Source organism: Actinomycetospora aeridis, from assembly GCF_037400275.1.
Lineage (GTDB): Bacteria > Actinomycetota > Actinomycetes > Mycobacteriales > Pseudonocardiaceae > Actinomycetospora > Actinomycetospora aeridis.
The window spans coordinates 740,990-758,146 of sequence record NZ_JBBEGL010000003.1; the positions used below are offsets into that span (position 1 = coordinate 740,990).

A 17,157-nucleotide genomic window follows, 5' to 3' on the forward strand; every position below is an offset into this window, starting at 1 on the left:
GGCTCCGCTGCGCTTCGTCTGCCGGCGACCGCCTGACCTAGGCTCGGCGACCATGAGCAGCACCCTCGCCGGCGCGCCCGAGCACGTGGCCGCGCGGCTCGAGCGCGCCCGGGCCGCCGCCCGCGAGGCCGGGGTGGACGCCCTGGTCGTGACCCCCGGCCCGGACCTGCAGTACCTCACCGGCGTCGTCAAGCACTCCCACGAGCGGCTCTCGGCCCTCCTGCTACCCACCGAGGGCGGGGCCGCCTTCGTGGTCCCGACGCTCGAACGCCCCGGCCTCGACGGGTCGGCCGTCGAGGCGATGGACGTGCTGACCTGGACCGACGGGGTCGACCCCCACGCCCTGGCCGCGTCGCGGCTGACTTCCGGGGCGGGCGCCGTCCGGCGGGTCGCGGTGGCCTCCGACATGCCGGCCCTGCACGTCCTGGGCCTGCGTGACGCCCTGCCCGGCGCGACGCTCGAGCTCGCCACCCCGATCCTGCGCGAGCTGCGGATGCGCAAGGACACCGAGGAGATCGCGTCGCTGCGCCGGGCCGGCGCCGCCATCGACGACGTGCACGCCCGGGTCCCCGGGTGGCTCGTCGCGGGGCGCACCGAGGCGGAGGTCGGCGCCGACATCACCCGCGCCATCGTCGACGCGGGCCACGCCGAGGCGGCGTTCGTCATCGTCGGTTCGGGGCCGAACGGGGCGAGCCCGCACCACGAGGTGTCCGACCGCGTCCTGCAGACCGGCGACGTGGTGGTCGTGGACATCGGCGGGCCGCTGCCCGACGGCTACAACTCCGACTCCACGCGCACCTACGTCGTGGGGGAGCCCGCGGGCGACGTCCGCGAGGTCTACGCCGTGCTCCAGCGCGCCCAGGCCGCCGCGGTCGACGCGGTGCGCCCCGGGGTGACGGCGGCGAGCATCGACGAGGCCGCCCGCTCGATCATCCGCGACGCCGGGTACGGCGAGTACTTCGTGCACCGCACGGGCCACGGCATCGGCCTCGAGGTGCACGAGGAGCCCTACGTCGTCGACGGCAACGACCTGCTGCTCGAGCCCGGCATGGCCTTCAGCGTCGAGCCGGGCATCTACTTCCCGGGCCGCTGGGGCGCCCGCATCGAGGACATCGTGATCGTCACCGACTCCGGCTGCGAGTCGGTGAACCAGCGCCCCCACGACCTGCAGTCGTGCTGACGACCGATCCTGGATCCGAGCGAAGGGCCCCCTCGCTCGGTCTGTTCGAGCGACGGGGCCCAACGCTGCGAACCCTCGGGCGGCTCGCCGGTGCCGTGGTCGCCGGGCTGCTGCTCTACGTCGCGTTCCCCCCGCTCGGGGCCTGGTGGGCCGCGCCGCTGGGCATCGCGCTGGTCCTCACGGTCGTCGACGGGTGCCGCCTCCGGTCGGCGTTCGGGCTCGGGCTGCTGGTCGGCGTCGCCTACCAGTGGCCGCTGCTGCACTGGACCGGCGAGTACGTCGGCGGCGTGTGGTTCCTGCTGCTCGTCGCCCTCACGGTGGTCATGGCGGTGCCGATCGCCCTGCTGCCGCTGGTGACGCGGCTGCCGGTGGCGCCGGTGTGGGCGGCGTGCCTGTGGGTGGGCGGCGAGGCGTTCATCGAGCGCGCCCCGTTCGAGGGCTTCCCGTGGGCGAAGCTCGCGTTCGGGCAGCCCGGCGGGCCGTTCGCGGCGCTGGCGTCGGTGGGTGGCGCCCCGCTGGTCAGCGTCGCGGTCGCCCTGTCCGGCGCCGGCCTCTGGGCGCTGGTCCGCGCGCTGCGCGGCCCCCGCCGTCCCCGAGCGGTGGCGGGGGCCCTCGTCGCCGTCCTGCTGGGCCCGGCCGCGGGCCTCGCGCTGTGGCCGTCGGTCACCGCGAGCCCACCCGGTCCGACCGCCACCGTCGCCGCGGTCCAGGGGAACGTGCCGCGCGCCGGGCTCGACTTCAACGCCCAGCGCCGCGCGGTGCTCGACAACCACGTCGCCCAGACCCGCGGGCTCGCCGACGACGTCCGGGCCGGCCGCACCCCGCGTCCGGACCTGGTGATCTGGCCGGAGAACTCCTCGGACATCGACCCGATCCGCAACGCCGACGCGGGCGCGGAGATCCAGGCGGTCACCGACGAGATCGGCGTCCCCGTGGTGGTCGGCGCCGTGCTCTCGGGCACCCGCGGCGCCGACGGCACCCTGGTCCGGGGCCCGCGGAACACCGCGATCGTGTGGGTGCCCGGTGTCGGCCCGGCCGGGACCTACACCAAGCGTCACATCCTCCCGTTCGGCGAGTACATCCCGCTGCGTCCCGTCGCCCGCGCGGTGTCCCCGCTGGTCGACCGCGTCACCGACTTCGAGCCCGGCACCGGGTCCGGTGTCCTGCCGGCCGGCCCGGTGCGCCTCGGCGTCGTGACCTGCTACGAGGTCGTGTTCGACGACGCCGTCCGCGACGCCGTGCAGGGCGGGGCCGACCTGCTGACCGTGCCCACCAACAACGCCACCTTCGGCTACAGCGACATGACCTACCAGCAGCAGGGGATGTCGCGGCTGCGCGCGATCGAGCACGACCGCGCGGTGGTGATCGCCGCGACCAGCGGGCAGAGCGCGGTGGTGGCCCCGGACGGGTCGCTCGTCGCGCGCACCGGCGACCTGTTCACCCCCGGCCTGCTCGTCGAGCGGGTGCCGCTGCGCACCACGACCACCCTCGCCACGCGCCTCGGACCGGCCCCCGAGTGGGTGCTGGTCGCGCTCGGCGCCGGCGCGCTGGGGGTCGGGCTGGTGCGGCGCCGGCGGGAGCGAGCGTGAGCGGCCCGGCCACCGACGGGTCCGACGTGCTGGTCACCGTCCCGACCTACAACGAGCGCGAGAGCCTGCCCGTCCTCGTGACCCGGCTGCACCGGACCCTGCCCGGCCTGCGGATCCTCGTCGTCGACGACGGCAGCCCCGACGGCACCGGTGCCCTGGCGCAGGAGATCGCCGCGGCCGACCCGCGGGTCCGGGTGCACCACCACGCGCCCCGGGCGGGGCTCGGCGCCGCGTACGTCGACGCGTTCTCCCTGATCGTCGACGGAAGCTGTGGCGGGTTCGCCCACGGCGTCGGGTGGATCGTGCAGATGGACGCCGACGGCTCGCACGCCCCCGAGGAGCTCCCGCGGCTGCTCGCCGCCGCCCCGGACGCCGACGTCGTCCTCGGCTCGCGATACGTGCCGGGGGGCGCGACGGCCGGGTGGGCGTGGCACCGCCGGCTGCTGTCCCGGGCGGGGAACGTCTACTCGCGCCGGACGCTCCGGCTGGCCCTGCACGACGTCACCGGCGGCTACCGCTGCTTCCGGCGGGCCGCCCTCGCCCAGCTCGGGATGGCGACGGTGGCGTCGGAGGGCTACTGCTTCCAGGTCGACGTGGCGTTCCGGGTGGAGCGTGCGGGCCTGCGGGTGCGCGAGGTGCCGATCACGTTCGTCGAGCGGGAGCACGGCGAGTCGAAGATGAGCGGCGAGGTGGTCCGCGAGGCGCTGTGGCGGATCACGTCCTGGGGGGTGCGCGACCGGGCCCGCCGCTTCCGGGCACGGCCGGCGCGTCCCTGACGCGACGGGACCGGGCACACGAAAGGGCCGCCCCGGCGATGCGGGACGGCCCTGGCGTGTCGTAGCTCTGCGCGTGCGGCGCTCAGGCGCTCTCGGAGCGGCGCTCCTTGAGCAGGCCCAGACGCTCGTCGAGCAGCTCCTCCAGCTCCGGCACGGAGCGGCGCTCGAGCAGCATGTCCCAGTGGGTACGCGGCGGCTTGGCCTTCTTCTGCTCGGGCTCGGTGCCGTCGATGCGCTTGCCCTCGTCGCCGTGCAGACGGCACTCCCAGGTCACCGGCGCCTCGGCGTCGTCCGAGAACGGCACCTCGAAGTCGTGGCCCTTGGGGCAGCGGTAGGCGAAGGAACGGCGGGGGGCGAGGTCGTGGTCGCGGTCGGTCTCGTAGCTGACGGCCCCGAGACGGCTGCCACGGAGGACGCGGTCGGCCATGATGGTGTCCTTTCCTCGACTGCGAGTGCACCCGGGACGCGCGGGGGCGCCGGGCACGGGCTGGTCAACGCCGGACCACCGCTGTTCGTTCCCGCGCCGACCGACGTTCATCCCATCCGTGACCCGACTCACCGGTCCGGGCGCACACGGGCTGAATACCCGCCTCTCACAACGCCCACACGACGCCGGTTGTGCCCACCTGGTCGGTGCTGCGTCACCCCGCCCCGTCGGCGGGTGCGGTCCACGCCCCGCGGGTGACGAGGACGTCGCGCAGCAGGTCGGGGCGGTCGGTCATGAGGCCGTCGACGCCCAGGTCGAGCAGGCGGTGCATCTCGGACGTGCGGTCGACCGTCCACGCGTGGACCTCGACCCCGAGCTCGTGCGCGGCGGCGATGAGCGCGGGGTCGACCACCGACAGCGCGCCGAGGCGCACCGGCAGCTGCGCGAGGTCGCCCCGGACCCGCAGCGCCCGGTCCAGCGGGCGGCGCAACGGCGTCGGCGACACCGCGCGGGCCCGCAGGCGCAGGGCCGAGCGGGTCGCGATGCCGGTGACGACCCGGTCGCCGAACCGCGACCGCACGGTCTGCAGCCGCCGCTCGTCCATGCTGGCGACGGCCACGCGTCCGGCGACGTCGTCGCGCTCGAGCAGCCGCAGCATCGGTGCGAGCGTGCCCGGCGCCTTGAGGTCGACGTTGAAGAACGTCCCCGGCAGGGCCTCGAGCACCTCCTCGAGGCGGGGAAGGGGCTCGCGCCCCCGCAGGCGCACGCCCGCGAGGTCGGCCCAGGGCATCGTGCGCAGGACCCCGGGGTGCCCCGCGACGCGGCGCAGGGTGGCGTCGTGGTGCACGACGAGGACACCGTCCGCCGTGGCGTGCACGTCGGTCTCGAGGTGGGTGTAGCCCTCGTCGACCGCCCGGCGGAACGCCGCGAGGGAGTTCTCCAGGCCGTCGAGGTCGCCGATGTGCCACCCACGGTGCGCGAACGCCCGCGGTGTCCGGCCGGCGAGGAACGGGTGCGCGGCGTTCGGGTGGTGGGCCCGGGTCACGGGCCCTGAGTGTGCCCGGTCCCGGCCGTCGGCGCGGGCGTTGATGCACACAGCCGTGTTCCATCCCACGTTTCGGGGATGCGCCGGGCCACCTTGGGGGCGTACATGTACGTGCAGTAGTCTCAGCGATCACGCTGGGCTGAGGGGAGCGCAGGATGCCCAAGAGGTCGGGGGGCGGGGCCTCCTGGTGGTCGTCGGGGGACGTTCCCGACGACCTCCCGGCCTGGGCACGGCGCGGCATCGAGGAGTCGCAGGGCGACTTCCCGCCCTCCGCCCCGGTCACCGAGTCGGGCCGCAGCACGAGTCACCGCCGTCGGCGCGGCGCGGCCGCCGCCGCGGGCGGCACCGCCGGACGTGGCGGGGGCCTCCGGGGCTGGGGCCTCGCCGCGGCCTCCGTCGCGGCCGCCGCCGCCGTGGTGCCCGCCGCGATCTCGACGCTCGCCCACGACGGCGAGAACACCGCGCTCCCGCGGGTCGGCACCTTCCCGGTCGTGGCGCCCGGCGACCTGCCGGGCCAGGCGCTCCCGCCGGTCGCGCGACCCGGGTCCGACACCGGGGCGCCTGCTCCCGGCGCGCCGGCCGACGCGTCGGTCCTGCCGCCGATGGACGACCCGACCGTCGCCGTCGCCCGGCCTCCGCGCACCGTCACCGTCGCTCCCCGCGCCCTGGCCCGCGAGGACGACGACGAGACCCCGACGAGCACCACCACCACCTCGCGCCCCACCAGCACGTCGGACGACGACGAGGGCGAGACCTCGACCCCGACGACCCGCGGGGACGATGACGACGACGGCGGCACGTCGGGCGGGTCCTCCGGCGGATCCTCCGGCGGGTCGAGCTCTGGCGGGTCGAGCTCTGGCGGGTCGGCCTCGGGCGGCTCCTCCTCGGACGACGACGGCCCGAGCACCCCGGCCCGACGTGGCCCGGTCACCAGGATCGTCGGCGGCGTCCTCGACACGGCCACCGGTCTGCTCCGCTGACCTCGCCCGCGGGCCGCTCTCCAGAACGATCTCTCGGCGGTGTCGCCAGGGTCGGCGCGGCGTTCCCGCAGCGTTCGGGCGGGGGGCGCCCCTCGCCCGCTAGTTCGAGCGAAGGTGCCCTTCGGTCGGAGCCGGGCGAGCGACAGAGCGGGGGGAGCGGGCGGGCCGTCAGACGGCCGACGGCGCCTCGGGCAGGTCGGGACGGGTGACGCCCTCGCCCAGCGCCGCGGCGTAGAGGTCGCCGTCGGCCTCGATGCGCGCGAGCACGTCCGCGGGGGAGAACGTGAGCTCCCGGACCTCGCCGGCCGCCTCGACCTCGGCCCAGGTCAGGGGCGTGGAGACCGTCGGCGCGCCGTGGGCCGCCCGCGCGCGCAGGGAGTAGGGCGCGACGGTGGTCTTCGCGGTGTTGTTCTGGCTCCAGTCCACGAAGATCTTCCCGCGACGCCGCTCCTTGGCCATGATCGCGGTGACCGAGCGCGGGGTCTCGCGGGCGAGGAGCTCGGCGACACCCTTCGCGTACGCCGAGGTCCGGCCCGGGTCGTCGACGCGGATCGCGGCGCTGACCTGCATGCCCTTGCTGCCGCTGGTCTTCGGGCAGGGCTCCAGGCCGTCGGCGCGCAGCACGTCGCGCACCCGCTCGGCGATCCGCGCGCAGTCGACGACCGTGGTGCCCTCGCCCGGGTCGAGGTCGAACACCAGCTCGTCGGGCGGCTGCGGGGTGTCGTCGTCGTCGACCCGCCACTGCGGCACGTGCAGCTCGAGCACCGCGAGGTTCGCCAGGTACACCAGCGTCGCGAGCTCCTCGACGACCACGAAGTTCGCCGTCGCCGAGCCGCGGCTGCTGCCCGGGGTCGGCACGGTGACGCTGCGCAGCCACTCCGGGGCCTTGGCGCCCGCGTTCTTTTCGTAGAACGACGGCGCCGCGATGCCGTCCGGGAAGCGGCGCAGCGTCAGGGGCCGGCCGGCGAGGTGGGGGAACAGGGTGTCGGCCACGCGCGCGTAGTAGTCGACCACCGCGGCCTTGGGGACGTCGGGGTAGAGCTCCTTGTCGAGGTTCGAGAGCCGCAGGCCGCGCCCGCCCACCTGCACCCGCGGTGACTGGGCCGACTTGTCCCGCGCCGGCGCCGCCGTGTCGGACCTGCGGCGCTGGACGAGCCAGTCCTTCTCGTCGTGATCGCTCCCGCCGTCCCGGTCCGGCTTGAAGAAGACGAACCGGCCCGAGACCTGCTCGCCGTGCAGCGTCACGGCGACCTCGCTGTCGGACCACTTCTCGGTCTCGTAGCGCCCCGAGTCCCAGATCGTCATGGAGCCGCCGCCGTACTCGCCGGCGGGGATCTCGCCGTGGAAGTCGAGGTACTCGAGCGGGTGGTCCTCGGTGTGCACCGCGAGGCGCGGCGCCCCGGGCTTGTCCGGCAGGCCGCGGGGCACCGCCCAGCACACGAGCACGCCGTCGCGCTCGAAGCGCACGTCGTAGTGCAGCCGGCGCGCGTGGTGCTCCTGGACGACGAACCGGTCACCCGTGGGCGCGGCCCCGTCGACCTCGCCGAACGGCTCCGGCGTGCGCGCCGGGTCCCGCTTCGCGTTGTACTCGGAGAGATCGGGCACGAGGGATATCTACCCGACCCGGCGCGCCACCGGCACCTCGCCCGCGAATCCGAAGAACGCGAGCATCGCCGCGGAGGCGTCCGGCCCGGCCGGGTCGGCGTACGACGCGCCCGCGGGCCCCCCGGACCAGGCGTGCCCCAGGCCGTGGACCGTCCACGACTCCGCGAGCGTCCGGCCGCCCGGCTCGGTGAACCGCTCGCGCGTCCAGGCGTGGCCGCCGCGCACCTGCCCGGTGGTCCGGTCGAGCCGACCCGGCGAGGCGCCGACCAGCGCCGAGCGCAGGACCGCCTCGCCGTTGCCCGGGACCACGGTCCGGTCGGCGTCGCCGTGCACGACGACCAGCGGGACCGGTCCGGCGTCGGCGACCGCGGCGGGCGGCGAGGACATCACCGCGAACGCCGACCCGACGTCGTGGGCGGCGCGGTGGGGGAGTCCGGAGTGCACGCCGGCGCCGCAGTACAGGTCGGGGTGGGTCGCGCCCATCACGGCGGCCATCGCCGCGCCCGCGGAGAAGCCGGCGACGGCCACCCGCGCCGGGTCGCTCCGCAGCTCCGCCGCCACGGCCCGGGTGATCGCGGCGATGATCGCGGGCTCCCCGCCGTCCCGGGTCTGGTCGCCGGGACGGAACCAGTTCCAGTACCCCATGGCGTTGGCCGAGCGGGACTGCTCGGGGTAGACCACCGCGACACCGGCGCGCTCGGCGGCCCGGTCCATGTCGGTGCACGCGGCGAACCCGTCGGCGTCCTGCGTGCCGCCGTGCAGCATCACCATCAGCGGGGCGCCGGGCGCGAGCCCGGCCGGGACGTACAGGCGGTAGGCGCGCCGGTCGCCCGCGGCGGAGGCCGCACCCCGCGTGACGGTGCCGCCGGCCCGGTCCGTCGCACCCGGCGCGGTCGTCGGGGTCGCGGCGGACGTCGTGCCGGGCAGCGCACCGCCACCCAGCCGCTCCCGGATCGCGGCCGTGGCGTCGAGGAGACGGCCCTGCCGGACGAGCCGGGTGGCAGCGCCCGTCAGGCCCATCGGCCCCGGCCGTCCGGCCGCGTGCATCCCGGTCAGCATCGTCTCGGTGAGCAACTTGTGGAGCATGGCGTCCTCCGTGGGGGAGTCGTCAGACGATCCGGGAGCCCAGTGCGGCCTTCACCGCGCGGCTGGCCCGGAAGGCCCCGAGCACCTCGACCGACGCGATCGTCGCCGTCGCCAGCTCGGCCGGGACGTCCTCGGCGACGGTGGCGAGCCCGAGCACACGGATGTGCACCTGCTCGCCCGCGTCGCGGAGGGCCTCGAGGTCGCGCCGGGAGAAGTGCTGGGTGCCGAGCACGAGCGTGCGGCGCGCGACGGTCTGCTCGATCGCGCGCTCGCTCGTCGCGAGCTGGTTGCGGACGGCGGTGCGGATGAAGTCCGTGCGGGTGGTGAAGAACCCCTCCTGCACGAGCAGGTCGATGCGACCGAGGTCGACCGGACCGATGTTGATCGTGATCTTCTCGGTGCCCGGCTCACCGACCATGTGACCCTCCGTCCGCCATCCACCTGGATGGTGCACGGAGGGCCTACCGTGGCGCAAGGGCGTCGTAGCGGTGCAGCACCAGCGAGGAGTCGGCCAGGCGCCGGGCCTCGATGAGGCGCAGCGGCACGCGGACCTCCTCGGCCAGCAGCGGCATCCCGGCCCCGAGCAGCGCCGGGCCCACCAGGACGTGCAACTCGTCGACGAGGCCGGCGACGAGCAGCGGGTTCCAGGTGGTGAAGCTGCCGAAGGCGAGGATGTCGCCGCCGTCCCCGGCCTTGAGCTCCGTCACCGTCTCGGCGGCCGCCGACCGCGGCACGACCCGCGTGATGTCGGCCCACACCGTCCCGGGCTCGACGACGAGCGAGTCCGAGACGACGACCTTCTCCAGGGAGTTGTGGATCCGGGAGATGTCGCGCTCGACCTCGTCGTGCGCGGGGTCGTCGGCGACGCCCGGCCAGTACGACCGGAAGTCCTCGTAGGTGGTCCGGCCGGCGAGCAGGGTCCCGGCGGCGCGGATGCGCTCGCCGGCGTAGTCGTTGAAGCCGTCGTCGAAGGGCATGACCATGACGTCGCCCCCGGGTCCGGCGACGAAGCCGTCCAGGGTGGCGATGACGGTGACGACGAGCTGGCGCATCGGGGTGCTCCTTCGTGGGGGGCGTCGGTCGCTCTCGGCCCCGGGACGGAGCCGATCGGAGATTCTCGACAACGCCGCCGGAGAATCTCGGTAGCGTGCCGGGCGTGGCCCTGCCGGACGACGGTCTCGTGGTGGTGCTCAAGCAGGACTGCCCCACGTGCCGGTTGGTGGCGCCCGTGCTCCCCGGCCTCGGGGCCACCGTCGTCAGCCAGGACGACCCGGCGTTCCCTCCCGGTGTCGAGGTCCTCGACGACACCGCGCTCGACACCAGCCTCGCGCTCGAGATCGACGTCGTCCCCACCCTGCTGCGCCGCGAGGGCGGCCGCGAGACAGCGCGCACCGAGGGCTGGGACCGCGCGCGGTGGCGCGAGATCGCCGGCGTCGCCGACCTCGGCGCGGACCTGGTCGACTGGAAGCCGGGCTGCGGGTCGCGCACCCACGACCCCGCCGTCGCCGAGGAGGTGCTCGTCCGCACCCGTGGCCACGAGCTCGCCGCCCGGCGCGTCGAGCTCGCCGGCCTCGAGGACGAGGCCGAGGCCCTGTTCGACCGGGGCTGGACCGACGGGCTGCCCGTCGTCGCGCCGACGCCGCCGCGGGTCCTGCGGATGCTCGCGGGCACCACCCGGGCGCCCGACGAGGTCGTCGCCGTCGTCCCGCCGAACCTGGTGCCCGCCACCGTCGAGAAGGTCGCCATCAACGCCGTGCTCGCGGGCTGCCGCCCCGAGTACCTGCCGGTCGTGCTCGCCGCCGTCGAGGCCGCCTGCGACACCGAGTTCAACGCCCACGGCCTGCTCGCCACCACGTGGGGGGCGGCCCCCGCGGTCCTCGTGCACGGCCCGGTCGCGCGCCGGATCGGGGTGAACGCCGGCGGCAACGCCCTCGGTCAGGGCACCCGCGCGAACTCCACGATCGGGCGGGCGCTGCAGCTGGTGATCCGCAACGTCGGGGGCGGGCGGCCCGGCGAGGTCGACCGGGCGACGCTCGGTCAGCCCGGGAAGGTCGGTCTGTGCTTCGCCGAGGACGAGCAGGGCTCGCCGTGGGAGCCGTTGTCGGTCTCGCGCGGCGTGCCCGCCGGCGCGTCGGCGGTGACGGTGTTCGCCGCCGAGGGGGTCCGGGGCGTCGTCGACCAGATCTCGCGCACCCCGGAGTCGCTGGCCCGGACGATCGCCGGCGCCCTGCGCGGCGTCGCGCACCCCAAGCTCGCGGGCGGCTTCGACGCGACGCTGGTGCTCTCGCCGGAGCACCTCGCGGTGTTCGCCGACGCCGGGTGGGACCGGGCGCGGTTCACCGCCGCGCTCGACGAGCTGCTCCTGCTGGCCCCCGAGGAGCTCGCCCGCGGCGCCGACGGCATCGAGGAGGGCATGCCCTCGCCCCGCCGCGCCCGCCCGAAGTTCCGGCCCGGCGGGCTGCTGGTGGCCGTCGCCGGCGGGGGAGCGGGCAAGTTCTCGGCCGTGATCGGCGGCTGGGTGGGCGGCCCCGGGGGCAGCAGCCCCGTCACGCGCGTCATCGAGGAGTGACCGACATGATCACCACCGTCCTGGACCCGACCGACGAGTCCCGGCCCGCGTCCCGCACCGTCGGCCCGCGGCCCGGCGACCTCGCCGGGCGCACCGTCGGGCTGCTCGACATCGCCAAGCCGCGCGGCGACGTGTTCCTCGACCGGCTCGCGACGCTGGTCGCCGAGCGCGGGGCCACCGTGCGCCGCTACGCCAAGCCGACGTTCACCAAGCCGATGCCCGCCGACCTGCGCGCGGAGATCGCCGCCGAGTGCGACGTGGTGATCGAGGCCCTCGCCGATTGAGGCTCGTGCACGTCGTGCAGTGTGCACGACCTCGCCGCCCTGGAGGCCGACGGCGTCACCGCCACCTTCGTCGCGTCGACGGAGTTCGTCACGGCCACCGACGTGCAGGCCCGCGCCCTGGGCTTCGCGTCCGTGCCCGCGGTCTACGTCGCGCACCCCATCCAGGACCGCACGGACGCCGAGATGGCGGCCCTCGCCGACGAGGCGCTGCCGCGGGTGCTCGCAGCGGTCACCGGGGACGAACCGGACACCTGACCCCTCCTGCCGGCACCGAGAGCGACCGTGGTTGCCTGGCCCGATGGCACCGGCGGGGTGGCAGGTCACCGGCTGGCGGGTCCGCCGACCGGCGGCCGGTCGGATGGGCCCGTGGTGGCGGCGCCTGCGCGAGAGCCGGCGGGTCTACCGCGCGCGGCACGGTGACCACCTCGCGGGCGCGGTCACCTTCTTCACCGTGCTCGCCCTGGTGCCGCTGCTGATGCTGGCGGTGTCGGCCGTCGGGTTCGTGCTGTCCTCCAGCCAGGGCGTGTTCGCCGAGGTGGAGCGTCTCCTCGCCGTCGCGCTGCCCCAGCCGGTGAGCACCGAGGTCGTCCACGTCGTCCACGTCGTGGTGGCGGAGCGCGGCGCCCTCGGTGTGCTCGGGCTCGCGGCCGCGGCGATCTCCGGGTGGAGCTGGATCAGCCACCTGCGCGACGCCGTGACCGCGCTGCTGGGGCAGCCGTGCCCGGAACGCCGGTGGCGCTCCGCGGTCTCCGACGTCGCGGCGCTGCTGGGCGTCGGCCTGGCCCTGGCCGCCTCGTTCGCGCTGGCGGCGCTGACCGGCGTCCTCGGGCGGTGGCTGCTCGACCTGGTGGGCCTGACCAGCACGACCGGCGCCCGGGTGCTGCTCGCGGCCGGGTCCCTCGTGATCGGGCTCGTCGCCAACTGGCTCGTCGTCGCGTGGTGCCTGGCCCACCTGCCACGCCCGACGCGTCCCCTGCGCCCGTTGCTGCCGGCCGCGGCGGTGGCCGCGGTGGGTCTCGTCGTCCTGCAGCAGATCGGTGGCCTGTACTTCCGCCTGATCGGCACCTCGCCCGCGGTGACGGCCCTGGGCGCGCTGGTCGGGTTCCTGCTGATCGTCTACCTCGTCGTGCGCTGGTTGTTCCTCGTCACGGTGTGGACCGGGACGCGCACCCCGGACGCCGTCACCGACCGCGGCGAGGCCGCGCGCGGGGGGATCGAGCTGGTCGCCGACCTGGTCGGCTGACGTCGGCACTCCCCGTCCCGTCACCCGGGCGCCACGCCGCGCGACACGCCGTGTGGCACAGCGGACACGGTCCGTCGAGCGTCCGCTCGGGTGGCGCACAGAACAGGTGAGATCCGGTGCCCCGGGGCTCACGGCGGGCATACGCTCGGCCGGGATCCGGGAGGGAGCACCCAGATGACGGTCGGCTCATGACCATGACGGACGCGGGCGCCGCGCACGGCGAGGCGGTGGACGCGGTGCGCGCGGGGCTCGCGGCGCTGCCGCCGGACGCCCCGGTGCGACTGCGCAAGAAGACCTCCAACCTCTTCCGCTTCCGCGGGGGCGCGGGCGGGCTCACCGTCGACGGCCTCGACCGGGTGCTGTCCGTCGACCCCGAGGCGCGCACCGCCGACGTCGCGGGGATGACGACGTACGCCGACCTCGTCGCGGCGACCCTGCCGCACGGGCTGATGCCCCTCGTCGTGCCCCAGCTCAAGACGATCACGCTCGGGGGAGCGGTGGTGGGGCTCGGCATCGAGTCCTCGTCGTTCCGCGACGGCCTGCCGCACGAGTCGGTGCTCGAGGCCGACGTGCTGACCGGCACCGGCGACATCCTCTCGACGCGCGAGCACCCCGACCTGCTCTCCGGGCTGCCGAACTCGTACGGCACGCTGGGTTACGCGCTGCGGCTGCGCATCGAGCTCGCGCCGGTCCGCCCGTTCGTGCGCCTGCGCCACGTCCGCTTCGACACCGCCGAGGAGGTCGCGCAGGCGCTCGCCGAGGTCGCGAAGACCCGCGAGTGGGCCGGCGAGCGGGTCGACTTCTGCGACGGCGTCGTGTTCTCCGCCCGCGAGCACTACATGACCGTCAGCGAGATGGTCGACACCGCGCCGTACCTCTCGGACTACACCGGCCAGGGGATCTACTACCGGTCGATCCAGCAGCGTGACCTCGACTTCCTGACCATCCACGACTACCTGTGGCGCTGGGACACCGACTGGTTCTGGTGCTCGCGCGCTCTGGGGGTGCAGCACCCCGTGGTCCGGCGGCTCTGGCCGTCGCGCTACCGGCGCTCGGACGTCTACAGGCGGATCGTCGCGCTGGACCGGCGCACCGGGCTGTCGCAGGCCCTCGCGCGGCGCAGCGGCGTGGCCGGCGTCGAGCCGATCATCCAGGACGTCGAGGTGCCGGTGGACCGGCTGCCCGAGTTCCTGGCGTTCTTCCACGACGAGATCGGGATCGAGCCGATCTGGTTGTGTCCCCTGCGTCAGCGCGACCGCCGGAACTGGCCGCTCTACCCCCTGGACCCCGACACGACCTACGTGAACATCGGGTTCTGGTCGGACGCCCCGCTGTCCCCGGGCCAGGCGCCCGACCACCACAACCGGCGCATCGAGCAGGTGCTCATGGGCCTCGACGGGCACAAGTCGCTGTACTCGACGGCGAGCTACACCCCCGAGGAGTTCGACGCGCTGTACGGGGGGACGGCCTACCGGGAGCTCAAGGCTCGCTACGACCCGGACGGCCGCCTCCCCGACCTCTACACCAAGACCGTGACGGGCTGAGGAGGGATCGTCGTGCAGGTCGCCGAGATGTTCCGGCCGGTGCTGGGGGAGCAGGCCCCCGTCGCCATCCGCGCCTACGACGGGAGCAGTTCGTCGCCCCCGGGCGCCGCGCCCGTCGCCACCGTCGACGTGCGCAGTGAGACCGCGCTGGCCTACCTCGCGAGCTCGCCGAACACGCTCGGGCTCGCCCGGGCGTACGTCTCCGGTCACCTCGACGTGGACGGCGACATCTACGAGGCGCTGACCGCCATGGGCGAGCTGACCGTCTCCGACGTGACGCCCGCGACGCTCGTGCGGATGGCCGCGCGGCTGGCGCCGCTGCGCCTGCGCCACCGGGTCGCCCCGCCGCCCGAGGAGCACCGCCAGCACGGCCGGCGACACTCCAAGGACCGGGACTCCGACGCGATCGAGCACCACTACGACGTGTCGAACCGCTTCTACGAGATGGTCCTCGGGCCGTCGATGGCCTACACGTGCGCGCTGTACCCGTCCGAGGGCTCGACGCTCGAGGAGGCGCAGTTCGCCAAGCACGCGCTGGTCGCCGAGAAGCTCCGGCTCGAGCCCGGGATGCGCCTGCTCGACGTCGGGTGCGGCTGGGGCCAGATGGCGATGCACGCCGCGGAGCACCACGGGGTGCGCGCGCTGGGCGTGACGCTCTCGCGCGACCAGGCGACCTGGGCGCAGAAGGAGGTCGCACGCCGCGGCCTCGGCGACCTCGTCGAGATCCGCCACGGCGACTACCGCGACGTCACCGAGGGCGAGTTCGACGCGGTCAGCTCGATCGGGCTCACCGAGCACATCGGGCGGCGCAACATCCCGGGCTACTTCCGCTTCCTCTACGGCAAGCTGCGCGCCGGCGGGCGCCTGCTCAACCACTGCATCACCCGGCCCGACGCCCACCACCGCGCCCACGCCGACCCGTTCATCGACCGCTACGTCTTCCCGGACGGCGAGCTGCTGCCGATCGGCTGGCTGGTCTCGCGGATGAACGCCGCCGGCTTCGAGATCCGGCACGAGGAGAACCTGCGCGAGCACTACGCGAAGACCCTCGCCGACTGGTCGGCCAACCTCGAGGCCCACTGGGACGAGTGCGTCGCCGAGGCCGGGGAGGGGCGCGCGCGGGTGTGGCGGCTCTACATGCCGGCGTGCCAGGTGGGGTTCGACATGAACAACATCCAGCTCCACCAGGTGCTGGGGGTCAAGCTCGGCCCCGACGCCCGGTCCGGGTTCCCGCTCCGCCCCGTGTACTGAACAGCCCGCGGGGCGGGGTGTCGTCGGGGCCGCGCTCCTCGCGGTCCCGTTCCGCCCCGCTCATGACGTCCCGGAGCTTGGCCACGGCGCGGTGCTGGGCGACCCGCACCGCGCCGGGCGTCGAGCCGACCGCCAGCGCGGTCTCCTCGGCCGAGAGCCCGACGACCACGCGCAGGACGAGGATCTCGCGCTGCTTGGCGGGCAGGGAGGCCAGCAGCTCGCGCATCTCGGCGCTGGCCGACATCTCCAGGGCCGCCTGCTCGGGCCCGACGGCGTCGGCGAACCCCTCGGGCACCTCGTCGGTGGGCTCGGAGCGGTCGCGGCCCGCGTGACGGTGGGCGTCGACGACCTTGTGGGCCGCGATGCCGTACACGAACGCGAGGAAGGGCTTGCCCTGGTCGGTGTAGGTCGGCAGCGACTTGAGGACCGCCAGGCAGACCTCCTGGGCGACGTCGTCGGCGGCCACACCGGAGCGCTCCGTGCCGAGCCGCGACCGGCAGTACCGCACGACCAGGGGGCGCAGGATCGCGAGCAGCTGGTTGAGCGCCGCGCGGTCGTCGGCCAGCACGGCGGCGACCAGACGGTCGATCTCGTCGGACTCCTCGGTCACCGGCGCCCCCACCGGTGTCCTGCTCCTGCTGCCACGGTTCCCCCCGAGCACGCCCGGCCCGTCCCGGACCTTCCACTGAACGTGACCGGACCGTCACGGCGCGCGCACACGTGTGCGGTCCTGCGACCCGGTCGTGATCCCACCGTGCTCGATCGGGTGTGCCGTGTGAAGGAGGCGCGCGGTCGGCGGGCCGACCGTCCGGGTCAGCGGCCGGTCGGTCGTGCGCGATCCGACGACCGGCCCCGTCCGACCGTCACCGGCGGTCGTTCCCCGACGGCGAACGGATCTCGATCACGGCGGCCACCATGGCGTCCCCGACCCAGTCCTCGTACTGCTCGCCGCTCCAGCCCCGCGCCGAGGTGAGCAGGTGCCAGACCTCGGTGCTGTTGAGCGTCCAGAGGCGGTCGCGGGCGAGGTCGGGGTCCAGCCCGGGGGAGAGGGCGCCGAGCTCGACGAGCCGCCCGACGACCATGCCGGTGCCGACGAGACGCTCGCGGTCCGTGGTGGCGCGCAGCTCGACGAGGTCCGGGTCGCCGGCGAGCGCCCCCGCACCGATCTGGACCGCGAGCGGCCCGAGACGATCCATGAGGGTGCGACCGAGCCGGGCGTAGCCGCGCAGGAAGGCGACCGGGTCCGGGTCGGCGTACAGCGCCCGCACGTCGGGGCGCTCCGCCAGGGGCACCGCCTCACCGTCGCCGACCATGAGGATGTCGTAGCCCTCCTTGAGCAGGGCCGCCTTCGTCCCGAACCCGTTGTAGACGGTCTGCGCGGACACGCCGGCCGCCTTCGCCACGGAGGCGACCGTGGTCGTCGCGTACCCCTGCGCCACGAACTGCTCGACGGCCGTCGTCGCGATGTGGCGGCGGGTGAGGGCGGCCTGGCGCTCGCGCCCGGAGGCGTCGTAGCGGCGTGCTGCGCACATTTCGTTTGACTCCTGCCCAAATAGAGTTAGTCTCACTCTACCGAAT

The 17,157-nt window shown here is 75.0% G+C and carries 16 protein-coding genes and 1 pseudogene; 9 read left to right on the forward strand and 8 right to left on the reverse strand.

The window, feature by feature from the left end:
- The first annotated feature begins 52 nt into the window (after positions 1 to 52).
- The 3 genes from WCD41_RS14075 (at position 53) to WCD41_RS14085 (ending at position 3,545) form a co-directional block, all read left to right on the forward strand.
- Positions 53 to 1,180 carry a M24 family metallopeptidase gene (locus WCD41_RS14075; RefSeq protein ID WP_337714037.1) on the forward strand — a complete coding sequence of 376 codons (1,128 nt, stop codon included), beginning with the start codon at positions 53 to 55 and terminating at the stop codon, positions 1,178 to 1,180.
- 95 nt (positions 1,181 to 1,275) lie between these two features.
- Entirely contained in the window at positions 1,276 to 2,769 is a 1,494-nt protein-coding gene (lnt, locus tag WCD41_RS14080; protein ID WP_337714038.1) for an apolipoprotein N-acyltransferase, read from the forward strand.
- Positions 2,766 to 3,545, forward strand: coding sequence for a polyprenol monophosphomannose synthase (locus WCD41_RS14085; protein ID WP_337714039.1), 780 nt, complete (start codon positions 2,766 to 2,768; stop codon positions 3,543 to 3,545). The genes lnt and WCD41_RS14085 overlap by 4 nt, the downstream gene beginning before the upstream one ends.
- 82 nt (positions 3,546 to 3,627) lie before the next feature.
- On the opposite strand, the gene WCD41_RS14090 is transcribed toward WCD41_RS14085, so the two are convergent.
- The gene (locus tag WCD41_RS14090) at positions 3,628 to 3,972 is read right to left on the reverse strand and encodes an RNA polymerase-binding protein RbpA (protein ID WP_133828683.1); all 345 of its coding nucleotides are present in this window, start codon (positions 3,970 to 3,972) and stop codon (positions 3,628 to 3,630) included.
- Between the two features lie 214 nt (positions 3,973 to 4,186).
- Positions 4,187 to 5,017, reverse strand: a complete 831-nt coding sequence (locus WCD41_RS14095; protein ID WP_337714040.1) for a glycerophosphodiester phosphodiesterase family protein — start codon at positions 5,015 to 5,017, stop codon at positions 4,187 to 4,189.
- A 155-nt stretch (positions 5,018 to 5,172) separates the two neighbouring features.
- Between WCD41_RS14095 and WCD41_RS14100 the strand changes: the two genes are divergently transcribed.
- The gene (locus WCD41_RS14100; protein WP_337714041.1) at positions 5,173 to 5,997 is read left to right on the forward strand and encodes a hypothetical protein; all 825 of its coding nucleotides are present in this window, start codon (positions 5,173 to 5,175) and stop codon (positions 5,995 to 5,997) included.
- 168 nt (positions 5,998 to 6,165) lie between these two features.
- Here the strand turns inward: WCD41_RS14100 and ligD are convergent, their stop codons facing one another.
- Genes ligD through WCD41_RS14120 form a run of 4 tightly spaced genes read right to left on the reverse strand, consistent with a single transcriptional unit; the run spans position 6,166 to position 9,740 of the window.
- Positions 6,166 to 7,602 carry a non-homologous end-joining DNA ligase gene (ligD, locus tag WCD41_RS14105; RefSeq protein WP_337714042.1) on the reverse strand — a complete coding sequence of 479 codons (1,437 nt, stop codon included), beginning with the start codon at positions 7,600 to 7,602 and terminating at the stop codon, positions 6,166 to 6,168.
- 9 nt (positions 7,603 to 7,611) lie between these two features.
- Positions 7,612 to 8,688 carry an extracellular catalytic domain type 1 short-chain-length polyhydroxyalkanoate depolymerase gene (locus tag WCD41_RS14110; protein WP_337714043.1) on the reverse strand — a complete coding sequence of 359 codons (1,077 nt, stop codon included), beginning with the start codon at positions 8,686 to 8,688 and terminating at the stop codon, positions 7,612 to 7,614.
- A gap of 22 nt (positions 8,689 to 8,710) precedes the next feature.
- Entirely contained in the window at positions 8,711 to 9,106 is a 396-nt protein-coding gene (locus WCD41_RS14115; RefSeq protein WP_337714044.1) for a ribbon-helix-helix domain-containing protein, read from the reverse strand.
- 43 nt (positions 9,107 to 9,149) lie between these two features.
- Complete coding sequence (locus WCD41_RS14120) at positions 9,150 to 9,740, reverse strand: dihydrofolate reductase family protein (RefSeq protein ID WP_337714045.1); 591 nt, start codon at positions 9,738 to 9,740, stop codon at positions 9,150 to 9,152.
- A 104-nt stretch (positions 9,741 to 9,844) separates the two neighbouring features.
- On the opposite strand from WCD41_RS14120, the gene WCD41_RS14125 reads away from it, so the two are divergent.
- From WCD41_RS14125 to WCD41_RS14145, 5 genes are all read left to right on the forward strand, one after another.
- Entirely contained in the window at positions 9,845 to 11,257 is a 1,413-nt protein-coding gene (locus tag WCD41_RS14125; RefSeq protein ID WP_337714046.1) for a hypothetical protein, read from the forward strand.
- A 5-nt stretch (positions 11,258 to 11,262) separates the two neighbouring features.
- On the forward strand, positions 11,263 to 11,796 hold the full coding sequence (locus WCD41_RS14130) for a UGSC family (seleno)protein (RefSeq protein ID WP_337714047.1): 534 nt from the start codon (positions 11,263 to 11,265) through the stop codon (positions 11,794 to 11,796).
- Between the two features lie 43 nt (positions 11,797 to 11,839).
- The gene (locus tag WCD41_RS14135) at positions 11,840 to 12,784 is read left to right on the forward strand and encodes a YihY/virulence factor BrkB family protein (RefSeq protein ID WP_337714048.1); all 945 of its coding nucleotides are present in this window, start codon (positions 11,840 to 11,842) and stop codon (positions 12,782 to 12,784) included.
- Between the two features lie 194 nt (positions 12,785 to 12,978).
- A complete protein-coding gene (locus WCD41_RS14140; protein WP_337714233.1) occupies positions 12,979 to 14,328 on the forward strand; it encodes an FAD-binding oxidoreductase in 1,350 nt (449 codons plus the stop codon).
- Between the two features lie 27 nt (positions 14,329 to 14,355).
- A complete protein-coding gene (locus tag WCD41_RS14145; RefSeq protein WP_337714234.1) occupies positions 14,356 to 15,579 on the forward strand; it encodes a class I SAM-dependent methyltransferase in 1,224 nt (407 codons plus the stop codon).
- Positions 15,580 to 15,628: 49 nt separating this feature from the next.
- Here WCD41_RS14145 and WCD41_RS14150 read toward each other — a convergent pair.
- Both WCD41_RS14150 and WCD41_RS14155 read right to left on the reverse strand, forming a co-directional pair.
- Positions 15,629 to 16,189 (reverse strand): annotated as a pseudogene (locus tag WCD41_RS14150) (sigma-70 family RNA polymerase sigma factor); the annotation flags it as partial.
- Between the two features lie 253 nt (positions 16,190 to 16,442).
- Positions 16,443 to 17,111: a TetR/AcrR family transcriptional regulator gene (locus tag WCD41_RS14155; protein ID WP_337714050.1), complete on the reverse strand. Its 669-nt coding sequence runs from the start codon at positions 17,109 to 17,111 to the stop codon at positions 16,443 to 16,445.
- Positions 17,112 to 17,157: the final 46 nt, after the last annotated feature.